The following is a 17,049-nucleotide window of genomic DNA, read 5'->3' as shown; positions in this document are numbered from 1 at the left end:
TTCGTGTCCGATACAGCGGGCCGACGCCACCCCTCGAAGGGTGACGCCGGCCCGAGCGGTTTTCAGGGCTGCGCCCGGGATTCCAGGTAGCCCAGGAACGCCCGGTTCATCGACGGGTAGGCCAGGCCGATCCGCTCGTCGAGGCCCCGCCCGGAACCGCCCCGGAACCGCCCCTTGTACGCATCCCGGACGTAGTCGAGGAACCCCTCGCGGTGACGGCCGCCGTCGGCCTGCATCAGGAAGACGGTCAGGGCCATCGACTCGGCATAGTGCAGGAAGACCGCGGGCTGCTGCTGGAACCGCACCCGGGACATCGCGACCAGGCTCTCGATCGGGACGAACTCGTCCCCGCCGATCAACCGATTCCGGGCCTGGGCGATCCGGGGGCCGACCATCCCGCCGATCCGAAGGCTCCCGTCGGGCTCGACCTGGAGCGTCTCGAAGTACGTCCCCAGCCCCTCGAAAACCCAGAAGTTCCCGGTATTCTGGGCGTAATTGTCCGGCCCGGCCGTCTCGAAGAGGATCTGGTGCGACGCCTCGTGATAGAGCGTCGAGGTCACGTCGAGCTGTCCGCCCACGTCGTTGAAGAAGTAGCTGACCCCGCCGAACTGACGCGATTCCTTCCGAGGGACATAGGTCCCCAGGCTGAGCCGGGAGTCCGGCCCCTGGAGCGGCGCGAGGAACCGGGCATATTCCTCGCGGTTGGCGAAGTAGAAGACCTGATGCAGCCGCTTCGAGGCGGGTAACGTTGGCTTGAGGCCGGGGCTGGCATATCGCTGGGCGAGGGGAAGGCGGTCGCGATCGACCACGTCGGCCATGATCCCGAAGAATAACTCGTAGAGGTGTTCCAGCTTACGTCCGAACGAGATCGCTTCGTTGAGCGGGACGTTGGTGAAGATCCGGAAATGCTCGGTGGTGATCTCCCACCTCCGGGACCAGTCGCGACGGAGGGCGTCGGCCTCGGCGGCGGGGACCCACCGCTTGAGGTCGCGGGTGGGAAGCTCCCCGCGCCGGAGATGCGGGACCCAATCGGCGGGCACCCAACCGTAAGTCGAGTCGGGGACGCTCCCCCGGTCGAGCATGCTGGCGGCGTAAGGGGTCGCCCACCCCCCCTCGCGAGGGAGGAACCCCAGGAGTCGCCGGGCCTCGGCCTGGTCCGGCTGACGCTCGAGGACGGCCCGGAGACATTCGTCGGCGAAGGCGAAGGAAGGCGAAGGAGCCTTCGCGGCGCGATCGGCCAGGTCGAAGAGGGCCCGCGCCGCTTCCGAGCGGATCGATTCGCGTTCGGCCCGCCAACCCGCGTCTCCTCCAGGTCGGCCGACCCCGACGTTGGCCAGCCCTTTCGGGGCGGCGGGGACGATCTCGGGGAGCGGGACGAACCGCGAGGAGCCGTCCGACGCCGGGGTATCCTTCGGGCCGGGGCCCGCCTCGACCGCATCGTCCGCCCGACCGGCGACCCGGAGCCGTTCGGCCAGGGCGGAGAGTTTCGATCGCTCCTGGGTCAGGATCTCGTCGCGACGGCCCCGGAGTTGGGACGCCTGGCCCGCGTCGGTCGCGGGCGGGGGGACCTGGAGGACGCTCGAAAGGAGCAAGGTCCCGGTCGCCAGGAGTTCCAGGATCGGCATCGGGCTATTCTCCTCGGGGCCGGGTCCCGGCCGGGCCACCTCTGTGGACCGATCGAGGCCGGAACTTATTCATCATCGGCATCGGCGCGAGGCTCGGTCCGCCATCTGCACTGGACGCCCCGGACGATCCCTTGCACAATCCCGCTCCTGGGGATTCGAATTGGCGAAACGGAGATCGCCCGATGGACCACGTCCGCAGACGGATGCCGACCGCCCTGACCCTGACCCTGGGGATCATCCTGGGCTGGACCCTGGCCACCCACAAAGCCCCGAACGCGAGAGCCTCGGGGGGCGACCGTTACGGCGATTACTCGATGGCGACCGGCCCGATCTCCGTCGAATATAACAACCTGACCAAGACGCAGTCCCAGAAAGATGCCATCTACTTCCTCGATTACAAGGCGGGCAAGCTGCTGGCGACCGTGCCGGTCCAGCGGGAGACGATGGCCGGCTCGCAGTTGCTCGACAATTTCATCGAACGCGATCTGGTGGCGGATTTCAAGATCGATGCCGACTCCCGGACCACGCCCCACTTCCTGATGACCACGGGGTCGCTCGGGGCCTATGCCGATGGGAGTTCACCCCTCTTCGTCTTCGAGACCACGACCAAGCAGGTGGCCGCCTACAAGATTCAGTTGCAGGCGATCGGCACAAAAGCGTCGTCCCGGTTCGTGCTGATGGAACTCAAGTCCTTCGCCTCCCTACCCACCTTGCCGGACGGCGTGAATTGAAACGGCGAGTCATTCTCTTCCGATTGATCGGATTCGCCGAGGGGGTTGCTCGATGGACCGTCGCGAGTTCTTCTGCTGGCTCAGGGGCGGATTGGCCGTCGCGGCGGCCACCTCGCTGATTGTCCGCGACGGGACCGCCCGGGCCGGGGGGCCCCTCCAGTTCGATCCCCGGGAGGCCGGGAACATGTCCGAGCCCAAAGCCGACGACCGGCCCTCCTGCCTTGTCCTTCACGGCCTGGGGGGCGGGCCTTACGAGATGGCCCCGCTGACCGAGGCCCTGGAGGCCGAAGGAATCCGGGTCCTGGCCCCGATACTGCCCGGTCACGAAGGGCCGGGCCGGGTGATGCCGGCGTCGGACTGGCGAGACTGGGCCTCGGCCTCGGAGTCGGCCTTCGATCAACTGGCCGCCGAGGGGCGACCGGTGGTCGTCCTGGGCTTCTCCACCGGCGGGACCCTGGCCCTTCGCCTGGCGACCCGTCGACCCGTGGCCCGCCTGGTCCTGCTCGCGCCCTTCCTGGCGATCCGGTTCAGTGGGCTGGTCCCGATCCGCCCGGCATCCTATCTCCGCCGGATCGCCCGGATTATCCCCGACATCCCGAGGAGACCCCCGGCGGTCCGCGACCGCGAGGTCCGCCGACGAGTGGCAGGTCTGGCCCAATTCCAGACCTTCAGCCTCCGTTCCACCCTCAGCGCCCTGGAGCTGATCGAAGAAGTCCGGCGGCTCGTGCCCGAGATCACCACCCCGACCCTGATCCTCCAGGGGAAACGCGATACCGTGGTCGAGCCGGCCGACGCCCTCTGGCTCTATCGGAAGATCGGCGCGAACCCCAAGGCGCTGGTCGTCCTGCCCCGGTCGGATCACCTGATCGCCTATGACCGGGAGAGCGACCGCGCGATCGCCGAGGCGTTGGACTTCGCGCTCGGGCGTGGCGTACGCTTCGAGGGTCGGGAACTTCCCTGATCGAGCGGTCCACCGGTCGGCGAGCGAGGATTCATGAACAAGTCGGCCCCCTTGATGGAGTTCGAGCGGCGGGTGGAGGAGCAATTCGGCCTGACCCGGGGCTTGCTGCTCGGCGTCGGGCTGGCCTGCATGACCCTGGGGGGCCTGTCGGTCATGCTCCCCCTGAGATTCTACGGATCGTTGATCCAGCTCGTGGGGCTCCTGGCGATCGGATCGGGCCTGACCCGGGCGTTCCAGTTCCTCATCGGCCGCCAATCGGCCGAGACCCGGGAGCGATGCTGGCCGGTGGTCCTGGCCCAGGTCGCGCTCGACTTCGCGATGGGCTTCCTGCTGATCCAGGACTGGCGGGGATCGGTGGTCGTGGTGACGATCGTCTTCGCACTGATGTTCCTGGCTGAGGGGGGGATCCTGTTCTACATGGCCCTGCGATCCCCCTCGAAGACCAGCCTGACCCTGCTGGTCCTCGGCGGCCTGTTGATGGGTGCATGCGGGCTGGTGATCCTCTTCAGACTGGTCCCCGACCCGCTCCAGTGGGCCGGGATATTCGTGGGCCTGAAGCTCCTGACGTTCGGGGGGACGCTGGCCTGGATCGCGCTCCGGGGAATGCGGACCGACCCCGCCCTGCTCTACGAACCCGCCCCGCTCTCGCCCGAGGTAGGCAAGGCGTACGCCGTCTATTTCGGGACCGCGTTCCACCTCGGGGTCTACATCGGAGACGGCGAGGTGGTCCACTACCTGAACGACAACTCCGTCTACCGGGTGACCTGGGACGAGTTCCTCTCGGGGCGGACCCCCGCCAACTGGACCTTCCCCGACCTGGACCCAGTCCCGCCCGAGGTCGTGGTCGAGACCGCCCTCGGCGAGGTCGGCAAGACCTACCCGTACCAGCTCTTCAAGTTCAACTGCGAGAACTTCGCGATCTACTGCCTCTCGGGCGGGACGACCCACAAGTCGGGGTACGCGCAGATCAGCAGCGGGGCCGAGAGCCTGGCCCGGCACCCGTTCCTCGGGATGATGGCCGAGTTCAATACGAGGCTGGTCGAGTGGCTGGCCTTCCACTTCGGCGGTCCTTCGGGAAAACGGCTCTCGCTGGCGATCCGGAGGATCGGCTCAGTCATGACCGGATGGCTCGTCGCGGCGGCCCAGCAGGCGAACGGCAGGCCGACCGAGTAGCATGGCTCGGGGTCTGACCTGTGCGCGGGGGCCGTCGATGTTGCAGAATGGGAATCGGCACGGAACGCCCAGCCGATCCGTCTGTCCCATTGCCCGTTCCCGCCCAGAGCCGACGATGCCCGATCCCTCCTCGACCGATCCCGCACTCCCCCTCATTCACGAGGGCTGGGACCACCTCCAGCACCAGAGACCGCTGGCGGCCTGGGCCTCGTGGCGGCGGGCCCTCCGGCTCACCCCGGAGCAACCGGCGGCCACGAGGGCCCTCGATGTCCTGGCCAATGCCGGCGACCTCCCCGAGGCCGCCCGGGCCGAATATCGGTTCCTGACGCCGGTCGGCGAAGGGCAACGAGCGCGCTGGGACGCCCTCTTTCGCGGGCGGAACCTCGAAGAACTGACCGTCGCCGCCGAGGCCTTCCAGCAGATCGCCTCGGAAGATCCCGCCGATGGCCGGGCCAGGTTCAACCAGGGGCTCTGCCTGTCCTGGCTCGGCAAGAACCTCGAAGCCGTCGAGGCCCTCGGGCTCGCCGTGCAAGGCCTGGCGGTCGACGAGCCGGGGGCGGCGGTCGACGCCTGGACCCTGGCCGAGGTCCTCCGGCAGGGGGGCGGGGCCGAACCGATCGCCGACGACCTGAGCCACGCCGTGACCCTGACCTGGACCCCGGGCGAAGACCCCGTCGGATTCCTCGACGAACACCCCGACCTCCGGGCCGTGCCCAACCCCGTCGACCCCTCGACCGGCCAACCTCGCCTCTCCGACGCGAAGCTCTACGAGTGGCTCGAAGGCCCCGAGTCCGGGATCCGTCGGGTCCGGGCCACGGTCATCCGATCGCCCCGGACCCTCCGGCTCTCGGGGACCGATCCGATCCTCCTGGCGGAAGCCCGCGATGAGGTCGTCAGTCGAGTCGAGGGCCGGATCGCGTCGATCCGGGCCGAGGCCACCCCCCTCCCCCTCGCCTTCCTCGACGCCGCCCTCTGGGCGATCCGGCTCCCCGCCGAGGCCGACGAGGACGAGCGGGCGAGCCTGAACCGATCGGCCGTCGAGCGCTATTACGAAGGGGCCTGGCTCCGTCGCCCCCGGCTCGGGCTCGATGGCAAGTCGCCCGTCGAGGCGGGCCGGCTGGCCTCGGGCGACCCGGTCATGCGGGCCAGGCTCTCGGCCGTCGTCCGGCTCCGCGAACAACTGGGAGCCCGGCCGACGACCGCCCTGCTCTACCAGGGCTATCCCTTCGACCGGCTCCGACGTCGCCTCGGCCTCGAGCCGACCGACCCCGAGGCGATCGAGCCCTCCGACCCGTCCTCGATGAGCGCCGAGGAGCTGGACAGGCTCGACCCGAGCCCGATGGTCGACCCCGCCCTGGCCGACGCCTACGAGTCGGCCGCCGCGCTCGGGGATGACGCCCGGACCGCCCGGTTCGCCGAGGTCCTGGCCGACCGCGACCCCGTCGCGATGGCCCGGTTGGACGTCCCGGCACTCTTCGCCACCCTGATCCGTCACGCCCTGGCCGGGGACGACCCCGACCTTGCCCTCCGCCGGGTCGACCAGGCCCAGGAGGTCGACCGGGCCTTGCACGCGGGGGCGGGCCACCGAACCTTCGAGACCTGGCGGGCCGAGATCCTGGCCCGGGCCGGGCGCCCCGACGCCTCGGCCCTGGTCTATCGGAACCTCCTCGATCGGTCGCCGTCCGACGCGGCGCTCGCGCTCGACGCCGCCGAGACCCTGCTCGACAACGGATTCGACGACCACGCCCGCGAACTCGCCAGGCTCGCGTTGGAAGTCGCCCGGGAGGTCGGAGACCTCGAAGTGGCCGAGCGGGCCGAGACCATCGCTTGAAAAAATATGCGACCGGGGGGAAATAGGGATAAGCGAGGGCTTCGGTCCGCGAAGGTAACCAGGGACCCCCGAACTTCTCCGACCCGGAGCGGGTCGGATCTCACGACGCGTTGGGTTCGTTTTTTTCTCGGGACTACTGCCCTCGATTCGAGCGAGCCCGCCATGACGACGCACAACAACCCGATCCCGATCTTCGTCGATTCCCAGTCCGGTCCTCGACCTCGGCTCCACGTCCCGCCCGAGCCCTGGTATTACCGGTGGATCGAAAGCCTGGCGAAGCTCCTGTTCGGCCTCTGCGTGGTGCTGATCGTGGTGGCGATCATCGTCGGTGTCGTCGGTGCCCTCCTGGTCCTGGGAGGCCAGGCGGGCGATCCCCTGGCCCGGGTCATCGCGGCGGCCCTCACCGCGATCGTCCCGCTCGTCCTGACCGCCTTCTCCCTCATCGGAACTCTAATCGTCTCCTTGCTCTTACGACTTGCCGTCGACATCGCACGGAACGTCCGGTCGCTCCGGTATGCTTGATGACTTCCCCCGATTTGGCTTGGGTTCGTTTTTCCCGGTTAGCCGGCGCACCCTCACTCGCCCCGAAGAGACCCCGACCGTGAACGCCCCCGACCCCGCCCTTCCCTTCCTCGAAACCCTCAAGTGGACCTCCGACGGCCTGGTCCCGGCGATCGTCCAGGATTCCGAGTCGGGGGACGTCCTGATGATGGCCTGGATGGACGAACCCGCGATCCGCCGGACCCTGGAGACGGGCCAGACGCATTTTTATTCCCGGTCGCGAAAATCCTCCTGGCACAAGGGGGGGACCTCGGGACACGTCCAGCACGTCGAGTCGATTCACGTCGATTGCGATGCCGACGTCCTGCTGATCCGGGCCCGCCAGGTCGGGGGGGCCTGCCACGAAGGATACCGCTCGTGCTTCTGGCGGCGGGTCGATGACGAGGGTCGCCTGGAGGTCGTGGCCGAACCGGTCTTCGAGGCTGATCGGGTCTACGGGGCAAAATGAACCGAGGTTCCCGGGGCCGAGTGTGCCCGCGTTTTCTGGGGGGTGCGTGGCCTGGACCCCTCTCCCTAACCCTCCCCCACCAGGGGGGAGGGGACCAGACTCGCAGGGGTCGAAGATGGAGACATCGGCGAAATCAGACCCCCTCGCCCCTCGTGGGAGAGGGCTGGGGAGAGGGGGCGAAGGGCTTCAACGGAGGTAAAGCCCGAGGATCCCGGGAACACCCCTGTGGCCTCCCCCGACCCGACCGGTCTTGTCAACCGGGCGGGAATCCACTCTCATGGCCGGGATCGAACCGGCGAAATTCCTCCACCAATGCGGTCCAACGCCGGACCATTTGCCTCTCCATTTAGTAGGGATCGATCGATGAGCAAAGTCCTGAATTTCAACGCCGGACCGGCCGCACTCCCGCCCACCGTGCTGGAGAAGGTCCAGTCCGAACTCCGCGACTACCAGGGGCGCGGGATGTCGATCATGGAGATGAGCCATCGATCGAAGGAATTCGAGGCGATCAACACGCGGGCCGAGGCCAACTTCAAGAAGCTGTTGGGTCTGGTCGAAGGCTACCGGGTCCTGTTCGTCCAGGGCGGGGCTTCCAGCCAGTTCGCCACCGTCCCGATGAACTTCCTGCCCAAGGACGGGACGGCCGACTACATCGTGACCGGCTCGTGGGGCGAGAAGGCGATCGAGGAAGCCGGGCTGTTCGGCAAGGCCCACCTGGCGGCCTCGACCAAGGAAGGGGGATACAAGCGGGTCCCCTCGACCGGCGAGGTCTCGCTGACCGAAGGGTCGGCCTACGTCCACCTGACCTCGAACGAGACGATCCAGGGCGTCCAGTTCCGCGACTTCCCCGAGGTCGGCGACCGGCCGCTGGTGGCCGACATGAGCAGCGACATCCTCTCTCGCCCGTTCGACGCCGGCAAATTCTCGCTGATTTACGCCGGGGCCCAGAAGAACCTCGGGCCGTCGGGCGTCACGGTGGTCCTGATCCGCGAGTCGTGGATCGAGAAGGCCAACAAGGGCGTGCCGACCATGCTCCGGTACTCGACCCACGCCAAGAATAACTCGCTGTACAACACCCCGCCAATGTTCGGCGTCTACGTCCTCGACCTGGTCCTCCAGTGGCTCGAAGGGCTCGGCGGACTGCCCGGGGTCGCCCGGCGGAACGCCCAGAAGGCCGAGATCCTCTACGGGGTGATCGACGGAAGTGGTGGCTACTTCAAGGGTCACGCCGAGCCCGCCTCGCGGTCCGAGATGAACGTCACGTTCCGGCTCCCGAGCGAGGCCCTGGAGAAGCAGTTCGTCACCGAGGCCCAGGCGGCCGGGATGGTCGGCCTGGCCGGGCACCGATCCGTCGGCGGGATCCGGGCGTCGATCTACAACGCCATCGACGTCGAGGCCTGCCAGGCCCTGGCCTCGTTCATGGGTGATTTCGCCAAGAAGAACGGGTGAGGTCACCGGACCAGATCGCCGATCTTCCTCCCTCTCTCCCCGGGGAGAGGGAGGGAGAAAGTGATCGATCGAGCTCACGGGGCAGGCCCCTCCCGCCAGAAACCGGTGCAAGAATCGGTCCCGGACGTTAGACTGGTCGTTCCGGTCCGGCGGTCCCCCCGCCGGGCCGACGGGAAGGGGTCGATCGCCGATGAGGAAGCCTCGACTGATGACGCCGGGCCCGTCCCCGGTCCCGGAGGATGTCCTCCTGGAGCTGTCGCGCCCGGTGATCCACCACCGGTCGGGCGAGGCGAAGGCCTGGAACGACGAGGTCGTCGAGGGGCTCCGCTACGCCTTCCAGACCCGGAATGACGTCCTGATCCTCACGTCCTCGGGCACGGGCTCGATGGAAGCGGCGGTGGTCAACACCGTGCCTCGCGGGGGGAAGGCGATCGTCCTGGACGCCGGTTGGTTCGCCTCGCGATGGGGGGTCCTCTGCCGGACCTTCGGGATCGAGCCGGTCGTCCTCTCGACCGAGTGGGGCCGCCCGGTCGAACCCGAGACCGTCGCGACCGCGCTCCGGGCGCACCCCGACGCCTCGGCCGTCTTCGGGACCCTGAGCGAGACCTCCACCGGGACCGGGCACCCGGTCGAGGCCATCGGCCGGATCATGTCGAAGAGTCCCGCCCTGTTCGTCGTGGATGGGATCTCGGGGGTCGGGGCGATGGAATGCCGGACCGACGACTGGGGGATCGACGTCCTCTGCGTCGGCTCCCAGAAGGCCCTGATGATGCCGCCCGGCCTGGCCTTCGTGGCGGTGAGCCCCCGGGCCTGGGAGCGGATCGACTCGTTCGACTCGCCCAGCTATTACTTCAACCTGAAAGCGGCGAGGAAGGCGGCCCGGGACTCGCTGACCCCCTACACCCCGGCCCACACCCTGATCGGGGCCCTTCGCGTGGCCCTCCGGCGGATCAAGGACGAGGGGATCGAGAACGTCTGGGACCGCCACCGGCGGATGAGCGAGGCCTGCCGGGCGGGCGTCGAGGCCCTGGGCCTGGAACTCTTCAGCGCCAGCCCCGCCGAGGGGATGACGGTCTTCCGGATCCCCGAAGGTCTGGACGACTCCGCGATCCGATCGGGCCTGGCCGAACGGTTCGGGATCGCCACCATCGGCGGCCAGGACAAGCTGAAGGGGCAGATCCTCCGGATCGGGCACCTGGGTTACATGGACGAGCTGGACGTGGTGGCCGGCCTGGCCGCGCTGGAGATGGTCCTGGATGACCTGGGCCGGGATATCGAACCTGGCGCGGCCGTCTCGGCCGCCCAGTGGGTCTTGATGGGTCGAGCCCTCCCGGCCGCCGAACTATCCTGATTCTGGGATGAGTCGACGGCCATTTTTTTAGGAGCCTTGCATCGTGGCGCATCGCGTGTTGGTGACGGACAAACTGCCCGAGGAAGGGCTGGCCTTGCTCCGGGCGGATTCGGGGCTGGAAGTGGTGGTCAACACCAAGATCGCGACCGACATCCCCGCGCTCCGCGCGGCCCTGGCCGAGGCCGACGGGATCGTGATCCGGTCGGGGACGCAGCTGACGGCCGAAGTCCTCAAGGATCAGCCCCGCCTGAAGGCGATCGTCCGGGCCGGGGCCGGCGTGGACAACATCGACGCGGCCTCGGCGACCCGCCAGGGGATCGTCGTGATGAACACGCCCGGCGGGAACACCATCTCGACCGCCGAGCACACGATGGCCCTGCTGCTGGCCCTCTCGCGGAACGTCGCCCCGGCCTGCGAGAGCCTCAAGGCCGGCCGATGGGACCGGAGCAAGTACACCGGGACTCAGGTCGAAGGGAAGACCTTGGGCGTGGTCGGCCTGGGTCGCGTGGGCCTGGCCGTTGCCAAGCGAGCCCTGGGCTTCGACATGAAGGTGGTCGGCTACGATCCCTTCCTCTCGGCCGAGAAGGCCCTCACCCTCGGGGTCGAGTCGGTCGCCCGGCTCGACGACCTCTGGGGCCGGTGTGATTACATCACGATTCACACCCCGCTCTCGGCCGAGACCCGGAACCTGATCGGTGCCGACGAGCTGGCCAAGATGAAGCCGGGCGTCCGCCTGATCAACTGCGCCCGAGGGGGCCTGATCGACGAGGCCGCGCTGATCGAGGCCCTGGACAAGGGGCATGTCGCGGGAGCGGCGGTGGATGTCTTCGAGCCCGAGCCCCCGCCCGCGGGGCTCCCGCTGGTGATGCACCCCAAGGTCCTGGTCACGCCCCACCTGGCCGCCTCGACCGAGGAGGCCCAGCTCAACGTGGCGCTGGAGGCCTCGCGGCTCCTGGTCGACTTCTTCTCGACCGGCCGGGTCCGTTTCGCCGTGAACATGCCCTCGCTGGAGAAGGCCGAGCTGGACGAGATCCGGCTCTACCTCGACCTCAGCCGACGCCTGGGCATGCTCCACGCCCAGATGGATCGGGGCTCGGTCAAGCAGGCCACGCTCCGCTATCGGGGCGAGGTGGCCGGCAAGAACACCAGGCTGATCACCGCCAGCTTCGCCGCCGGCTGGATGGAGGCCGCGCTCGACGAGCCGGTTAACCTGGTCAATGCCGAGATCCTCGCCAAGGAGCGGGGCATCTCGATCGTCGAGGAGATCTCCAGCGATCCCGGCGACTTCGGCACCCTGATCCAGGCCGAGGTCACCACCGACGAGAAGACCTACGTCGCGGCCGGGACCCTCTTCGGCAAGGAATTCGTCCGCCTGGTGCGGATCGGGCCTTACCGGCTCGATGCCCACCTCGACGGCCATCTCCTGATCTTCACCCACAACGACCGGCCCGGCCTGATCGGCTTCATCGGGACCACCTTCGGCCGCCACGGGGTGAACATCGCCCAGATGAACGTCGGCCGAGAGAAGCCCGGGGGCCACGCCATCGGGGTGGTGAACCTCGATGCCGTCCCCTCGCAGGAGGCCCTCGACGAGGTGAAGGCCCACCCCGACATCCTCAGCGTCAGCCTGATCGCGCTGCCCGAGGCCGGGGCCGTCCCGCCCTGGCTGGCCGGCTGAGCCCTCGGGCCTGATCCGCGGTCAAGAATCTGACGGTCGATCGAAGGGCCGGACCCGCCCCATGACGGGTCCGGCCCCGATCATCGGCCATCCATCGGGGATCGTGCCGTCACTTCTGCGCCTTCCGACGATAGACGCCGGGCGATTCGCCGACCTCGCGCTTGAAGACCGTGCACATGTGCTCGTGATGCTTGAATCCCGCCAGCTCGCTGATCTTGAGCAAGGGGAGGTCGGTGTCGATGAGGAGTTGCTTGACCCGCTTGAGCTGGGTCCGGCGGATCATCCCCTGGGGCGAGCAGTCGAGGACCTTGCGGAATCTGCGCTCGAGGATGCTCCGCGAGATCGGGACGTGCTCCAGGATGTCCTCGACGACCGCCCCCCGGCAGGCATGCTCGCGGATGTAGCGGACCGCCGCGGCGACCTCGGGGTCGTCGATGGCCAGGACGTCGGTCGACTGGCGGCTGGTCACGCCCAGCGGCGCGATGATTTGCAGGGGCGACTCGGCCTCGCCGCCGGACATCAGGCGATCGAGGAGCTCGGCGCCTCGGTATCCGACCAGCTCGGCATTCGGGACGATGCTGGTGAGCGGCGGGTCGCAAAGCTCGCAGATCTCCTCCTCATCATCGACCCCGATGACGGCCACTTCCTCGGGCACCGCCAGGCCCATCCGGCTGCAGGCGTCCAGGACGTGCTGGCCCCGGAAGTCGTTGCAGACCATGATCCCGATCGGCCGGGGGAGTTCGCCCAGCCAGGCCATCATCCGCTTCTGTTCGTCCTCCCAGGGGTCCGCGTCCTTGCCGAACCAGTGGGATTCGTAAGTCCGGCAGTTCTCGCCGTGCCGCGTCACGGCCGCGACGAACTCCTCCTGGCGGCGAGTCGACCACGACTCGCGGGCGAACCCGCAGAAGGCGAACCGGCGGAATCCGCGCTCGGCCAGATGCTCGAAGCCCAGCTCGGCGATGGCCCGGTCGTCCGACCAGACCTGGGGGAAGACGGACGGCCCGTAGCGGTCGGTCAGGTCGACCAGGGGTGTCCTCGACCGGCTGACGGCCTCGACCAGCGGCCGGGTCGTGCTCCGGGAGATGATCCCATCGCCGTCCCAGTCCTCCAGCCATTGAGGAGGGCGGCTGGTCAACGACCGCTGCTCCAGGAAAATCGACCACGACTGATGGGTGTGGACATAGCGGCGGATCCCCCGGAGGATCCGCCGGCCATAGGCGCTGGAAGTCTCGACGATCAGTGCCACCCTTCGACGGCGCGCCATCCGGCCTCCTCGACCCCGAACGACCCAGGTTCGGCAACGACCCCGCACGCCACCATCATCAATCAAGATAATTGTCGTTGCAATAGTACGATGATCTCGGCCATACATAGAGGGCGAGCCAGTCGAGCCGACAGGTTGCGGCCCACCGTTCGACCAATTCTTTCGGATTCGCGGGGAGTCGGGACTTCCTTCGATCCGGCCGGGCGGGTTAGACTGATCTCGATGGAGCGATCGCCCCAGCTCGTCGCCCGACGCCCGTTCCCCGCCGACCGGGTCCTCAGAGGGTCTTCGACGTGAATCAACCCGGCCTCCCGTCCCGCATCAGAGCATTTGCCCTGATGTTTGCCGTCGCGATCCTGGTGCCGACCTCCGCGGCGCTGGGCCAGGGGGATGCGACCGACCCGCTCAGCAAGATCCTGACCGACCCGGAGAAGCTCGAAGAGCTGAAGAAGGACAAGCTTCGCGCGCCGATCGAGGTCTTCCGGTCGCAAATCCTCCCCAACGACATCTTGCCCTACCTGAAGGCGAATCACTGGGCGATGGCGGCGCTGGAGATGCGGGCCAATCACGACGACTACGAGGGGTCGCTGGTGACCCGTCCGGTCGGGCTGGCCGACCAGCCCCACGAGATGTTCTATCGCCGCGACGCCCGGCTGATCAAAGGGCAGCGGGTGCGGCTAACCCTGCCGATCTTCCTCCCCCTCATCCCCAAGGAACTGGGGATCCAGCTGGTCCGGCCCGAGGCGATCCGCGAGGACATCGAATGGCCCGCCTCGCTCCGGACCCTCGAACCCCACCAGCAGATGGTCGTGGTCCTCTCGAAGGACCCGAATGACCCATACGCCCGATGGTCGCAGTTCCATGCCTCGTTGCCGTCGGTGGCCCGTCGCGATGACCCGCTCCTGCTGGAGAAGCAGCGGTATTATCGGATGGTCCTGCCGCTGGAGCCCGACAAGCCGTATCTCTCCGCCCATCCTCTGACCTGGTCGGCGATCAGCCACGTGATCTGGGACGGCCTCTCGCCCGAACTGCTGGGCGTGGGCCAGCAGCAAGCGATGCTCGACTGGCTCCACTGGGGCGGCCAGCTCGTTATCGTCGGGGGTGCCGGCCCGAGCTTCGCCCCGCTCCGCGAGAGCTTCCTGGCCCCCTACCTGCCGGCCGAGCCCTCCGGCGAGAACGTGATGCGGTCGGGGGCCGATCTCAAGGCGCTCAGCAATGCCTATCCGCCCCCGACGGCCGACCACGACCCGGACGACCCGATCGCCTCGAACATCGACTGGCTGGAAGGCTGGAAGCTCGTGGGCCGACGCTATCGCGATCCCGCCCCGATTCCTTCCACGGAGAAGAAGCCCCTGTTCATCGCCGCCCTGAAGGCCAAACCGGGAGCCACCGAGATCCCCCTGGGTGGCCCCGAAGACCCTCCCCTGGGCGTGGAGTGGCGCGTGGGCCGGGGCCGGGTCCTGATGCTTGCGGTCGGCCTGACCGATCCCGACCTCCTCGGCTGGCCCGGCTACGATACCCTGGTCCGCCGGGTCGTCCTCCGGAGGCCCGAGGAGCCGGTGGCCCAGGCGATGCAGCGAAACGCCGTGGGCGAGTTCCTACCCCCCCGGTATGGCTTCCTGCAAGGGCCCGACCTGACCGGGGTCCGCTACCTCTCGCGAGACCTGGGGGCGCCGGCTCGCAAGGTCGTCGAGGATGAAGGGCAAACCGCCACCACCCCGCCCAGCCCGTTCTACACGCCCCCTCCCAACGGACAGACCGAGTACGAGGTCCCCGTCGGCGAGTGGATCGACACCTCGGCCCTGCCCATGCTGAGCCGGGAGAAGCTGGAGCAAGCCTCGGGCATCGAGATCCCCGGCCGGGCGTTCGTCCTGAAGGTGATCCTGGCCTATATCCTCGCGCTGGTCCCGCTCAACTATCTGGTCTGCCGCTACCTGATCGGCCGACGCGAGTGGGCCTGGGTGGTGGTCCCGTTGATCTCGCTGGCCTTCGCCATCGGGGTCGAGCGGGCCGCCGCCTACGACGTGGGTTATGACTCCTCGTCCGATGAGATCGACCTCCTTGAAACCCACGGCGATTACCCGAGGGGCCATCTCAGCCGATTCGGCTCGGTCTACTCGACCGGCCGCGTCCAGTTCTCGATCTCCTACCCCAACGACCCGACGGCGCTGGCGCTCCCGCTCTCGACCGGCCGCGCGCTCCGCGGCGAGGAGGCGGCCCAGTCGAGCTTCCAGAGCCTGCCGTTCCCGGCCCTGACCGGGTTCCAGGTCCAGCCCCGGAGCCTGGCCCTCTACCGGGCCGAGCAGATGGCTAGCCTGCCCGGGACGATCACGCTCTCGCCGGAGGGGGAAGGCCCTCGGTCGATCGTCAATGAAAGCGGGCTCGACATCAACGATGCCTGGGTCGTGGAACTGCGACCAGGCCGCGAAGACGATAAGCTGCAGGCCGTCTCGATCGGGGCCATCCCCGCCGGGGGCAAGGTGCCGCTGGGGACGCTCGATGAGGTCGAGCCTCAGACTTCGGCCGGCGTGGGCCAGTTGGAGCCCGGCCCGTTCCTCGACCTCCTCCTGAGCCGGACGATCGCCACCCGGCCCGAGGAAGTGGGGGAACTCCGGTTGATCGGCTGGGCGAGCAAGCCACTCCCCGGCCAGACCATCGAACCGCCGGTCGACCGGCTCCGGGGGTTCACCCTGGTCGTCGCTCATCTCCGGCCCGCGCCCCTGCTCGACCCGGCCTCGCCCCGGTACTTCGCCCTGGCCCAGGGTCAGGAGAAGCCCCCGGCCGAGCCGCCGATCCCCGCGCCCGATCCGAACCAGATGTTCCGGGGCGGCCGGGGGATGCCCGGCCTGCCGGGGATGGGCGGGGGTGCGACGATCGTGGTTCCCGCCCCCGCTCCCGTCCCGCAAGTCCCATCCAACCCAGATCCGGAAGCTCCTCCGACCGACCCGAACTCGAACGAACCGGAGATTCCCCGTCCATGATCGAGGTGAGCCACTTCACCAAGCGGTACGGCGAGTTCGTGGCCGTCGACGATCTCAACCTGTCGATCGGCAAGGGGGAGGTCTTCGGCTTCATCGGCCCCAACGGCGCGGGCAAGAGCACGACCATCCGGTTCCTCGCCACCCTTCTCCGCCCCACCTCGGGCGAGGGGTTCGTCGGGGGCCACTCGGTCGTCGATGACCCGATGGCCGTCCGCAAGGTCATCGGATTCATGCCCGACGACTTCGGCGTCTACGACGGCATGAAGGTCTGGGAGTTCCTCGACTTCTTCGCCGTGGCCTACGAGATCCCCCGTGCCTACCGGAAGAAGATCATCGGCCAGGTCCTCGAACTCCTGGACCTGACCCACAAGCGCGACGATTACGTCAACGGCCTCTCCAAGGGGATGAAGCAGCGGCTCTGCCTGGCCAAGACGCTGGTCCACGACCCGCCCGTTTTGATCCTCGACGAGCCCGCCTCGGGCCTCGACCCGCGAGCCCGGCTCGAAATGAAGGCGCTGTTGACCGAGCTTCGGGGGATGGGCAAGACGATCCTCGTCTCCAGCCACATCCTCTCCGAGCTGGCCGACTTCTGCACCTCGATCGGGATCATCGAGCGGGGCAAGCTCCTGGCCGCCGGCAGCATCCAGGACATCACCCGGCAGCTCCGGGCCCACCGGGTCCTCAAGGTCCGGGTCCTCGACGAGACCACCGACCACGCCGTCGCGCTCCTCCGCGACGAGTCGGGCGTGAAGACGGTCGAGACCTACGACCACACCATCACCGCCGAATTCCACGGCCAGGAAGAGGATCTCGCCAGACTCCTCGGCCGACTGATGACCAGCGGGATCGGAGTCCACTCATTCGCCGAGGAGGAACTGAGCCTCGAAGAAGTGTTCATGATGATCACCAAGGGGATCGTGAATTAGCCCATGACCCGTAGGGCAGGGCTAGCCCTGCCGGGTCGATTGCGATGGCAGGGCTAGCCCTGCCCTACAA

At 68.2% G+C, this 17,049-nt stretch carries 13 protein-coding genes; 11 read left to right on the top strand and 2 right to left on the bottom strand.

Annotated elements, in window-relative coordinates; translation table 11 throughout:
- Nucleotides 1-62: 62 nt before the first annotated feature.
- Complete coding sequence (locus tag P12x_RS03810; RefSeq protein ID WP_435009508.1) at nucleotides 63-1,625, bottom strand: DUF1570 domain-containing protein; 1,563 nt, start codon at nucleotides 1,623-1,625, stop codon at nucleotides 63-65.
- A 182-nt stretch (nucleotides 1,626-1,807) separates the two neighbouring features.
- Here P12x_RS03810 and P12x_RS03805 point away from each other — a divergent pair, with 182 nt between their 5' ends.
- The 9 genes from P12x_RS03805 to serA all read left to right on the top strand — a co-directional run bounded on the left by P12x_RS03805 (nucleotide 1,808) and on the right by serA (nucleotide 11,808).
- Nucleotides 1,808-2,356: a hypothetical protein gene (locus P12x_RS03805; RefSeq protein WP_435009507.1), complete on the top strand. Its 549-nt coding sequence runs from the start codon at nucleotides 1,808-1,810 to the stop codon at nucleotides 2,354-2,356.
- A gap of 52 nt (nucleotides 2,357-2,408) precedes the next feature.
- Nucleotides 2,409-3,317 (top strand): alpha/beta hydrolase, encoded by a 909-nt coding sequence (locus P12x_RS03800; RefSeq protein WP_435009506.1) that lies wholly within the window; start codon nucleotides 2,409-2,411, stop codon nucleotides 3,315-3,317.
- Nucleotides 3,318-3,350: 33 nt separating this feature from the next.
- Nucleotides 3,351-4,490 (top strand): lecithin retinol acyltransferase family protein, encoded by a 1,140-nt coding sequence (locus P12x_RS03795; protein WP_435009505.1) that lies wholly within the window; start codon nucleotides 3,351-3,353, stop codon nucleotides 4,488-4,490.
- Between the two features lie 115 nt (nucleotides 4,491-4,605).
- Nucleotides 4,606-6,321, top strand: coding sequence for a hypothetical protein (locus P12x_RS03790; RefSeq protein WP_435009504.1), 1,716 nt, complete (start codon nucleotides 4,606-4,608; stop codon nucleotides 6,319-6,321).
- Between the two features lie 162 nt (nucleotides 6,322-6,483).
- The gene (locus P12x_RS03785) at nucleotides 6,484-6,843 is read left to right on the top strand and encodes a hypothetical protein (RefSeq protein ID WP_435009503.1); all 360 of its coding nucleotides are present in this window, start codon (nucleotides 6,484-6,486) and stop codon (nucleotides 6,841-6,843) included.
- Between the two features lie 79 nt (nucleotides 6,844-6,922).
- Nucleotides 6,923-7,330 (top strand): phosphoribosyl-AMP cyclohydrolase, encoded by a 408-nt coding sequence (hisI, locus tag P12x_RS03780; RefSeq protein ID WP_435009502.1) that lies wholly within the window; start codon nucleotides 6,923-6,925, stop codon nucleotides 7,328-7,330.
- A gap of 363 nt (nucleotides 7,331-7,693) precedes the next feature.
- Nucleotides 7,694-8,779 (top strand): 3-phosphoserine/phosphohydroxythreonine transaminase, encoded by a 1,086-nt coding sequence (gene serC, locus P12x_RS03775; RefSeq protein WP_435009501.1) that lies wholly within the window; start codon nucleotides 7,694-7,696, stop codon nucleotides 8,777-8,779.
- A 190-nt stretch (nucleotides 8,780-8,969) separates the two neighbouring features.
- Nucleotides 8,970-10,130, top strand: coding sequence for a pyridoxal-phosphate-dependent aminotransferase family protein (locus P12x_RS03770; RefSeq protein WP_435009500.1), 1,161 nt, complete (start codon nucleotides 8,970-8,972; stop codon nucleotides 10,128-10,130).
- A 43-nt stretch (nucleotides 10,131-10,173) separates the two neighbouring features.
- Nucleotides 10,174-11,808 (top strand): phosphoglycerate dehydrogenase, encoded by a 1,635-nt coding sequence (serA, locus tag P12x_RS03765; RefSeq protein ID WP_435009499.1) that lies wholly within the window; start codon nucleotides 10,174-10,176, stop codon nucleotides 11,806-11,808.
- Between the two features lie 109 nt (nucleotides 11,809-11,917).
- On the opposite strand, the gene P12x_RS03760 is transcribed toward serA, so the two are convergent.
- Nucleotides 11,918-13,072 (bottom strand): XylR family transcriptional regulator, encoded by a 1,155-nt coding sequence (locus tag P12x_RS03760; protein WP_435009498.1) that lies wholly within the window; start codon nucleotides 13,070-13,072, stop codon nucleotides 11,918-11,920.
- A 338-nt stretch (nucleotides 13,073-13,410) separates the two neighbouring features.
- On the opposite strand from P12x_RS03760, the gene P12x_RS03755 reads away from it, so the two are divergent.
- Together P12x_RS03755 and P12x_RS03750 are read left to right on the top strand one after the other, a co-directional pair.
- Nucleotides 13,411-16,053, top strand: coding sequence for a hypothetical protein (locus P12x_RS03755; RefSeq protein WP_435009497.1), 2,643 nt, complete (start codon nucleotides 13,411-13,413; stop codon nucleotides 16,051-16,053).
- Nucleotides 16,050-16,979, top strand: coding sequence for an ABC transporter ATP-binding protein (locus tag P12x_RS03750; protein ID WP_435009496.1), 930 nt, complete (start codon nucleotides 16,050-16,052; stop codon nucleotides 16,977-16,979). Before P12x_RS03755 ends, P12x_RS03750 begins: the two co-directional genes overlap by 4 nt.
- The last annotated feature ends 70 nt before the right edge of the window (nucleotides 16,980-17,049 follow it).

The sequence above is a fragment of the Tundrisphaera lichenicola genome (assembly GCF_051175385.1).
GTDB lineage: Bacteria > Planctomycetota > Planctomycetia > Isosphaerales > Isosphaeraceae > Tundrisphaera > Tundrisphaera lichenicola.
The sequence above is the reverse complement of the archived record's forward strand: the minus strand, read 5'-3'. Positions and strand labels throughout refer to the sequence as shown.

What these genes read in the sequence shown, in the direction of transcription:
- P12x_RS03810 (WP_435009508.1), bottom strand. Translation starts at nt 1,625, where the DNA reads ATGCCGATCCTGGAACTCCTGGCGACCGGGACCTTGCTCCTTTCGAGC.
- P12x_RS03805 (WP_435009507.1), top strand. Translation starts at nt 1,808, where the DNA reads ATGGACCACGTCCGCAGACGGATGCCGACCGCCCTGACCCTGACCCTG.
- P12x_RS03800 (WP_435009506.1), top strand. Translation starts at nt 2,409, where the DNA reads ATGGACCGTCGCGAGTTCTTCTGCTGGCTCAGGGGCGGATTGGCCGTC.
- P12x_RS03795 (WP_435009505.1), top strand. Translation starts at nt 3,351, where the DNA reads ATGAACAAGTCGGCCCCCTTGATGGAGTTCGAGCGGCGGGTGGAGGAG.
- P12x_RS03790 (WP_435009504.1), top strand. Translation starts at nt 4,606, where the DNA reads ATGCCCGATCCCTCCTCGACCGATCCCGCACTCCCCCTCATTCACGAG.
- P12x_RS03785 (WP_435009503.1), top strand. Translation starts at nt 6,484, where the DNA reads ATGACGACGCACAACAACCCGATCCCGATCTTCGTCGATTCCCAGTCC.
- serC (WP_435009501.1), top strand. Translation starts at nt 7,694, where the DNA reads ATGAGCAAAGTCCTGAATTTCAACGCCGGACCGGCCGCACTCCCGCCC.
- P12x_RS03770 (WP_435009500.1), top strand. Translation starts at nt 8,970, where the DNA reads ATGAGGAAGCCTCGACTGATGACGCCGGGCCCGTCCCCGGTCCCGGAG.
- P12x_RS03760 (WP_435009498.1), bottom strand. Translation starts at nt 13,072, where the DNA reads ATGGCGCGCCGTCGAAGGGTGGCACTGATCGTCGAGACTTCCAGCGCC.
- P12x_RS03755 (WP_435009497.1), top strand. Translation starts at nt 13,411, where the DNA reads ATGTTTGCCGTCGCGATCCTGGTGCCGACCTCCGCGGCGCTGGGCCAG.
- P12x_RS03750 (WP_435009496.1), top strand. Translation starts at nt 16,050, where the DNA reads ATGATCGAGGTGAGCCACTTCACCAAGCGGTACGGCGAGTTCGTGGCC.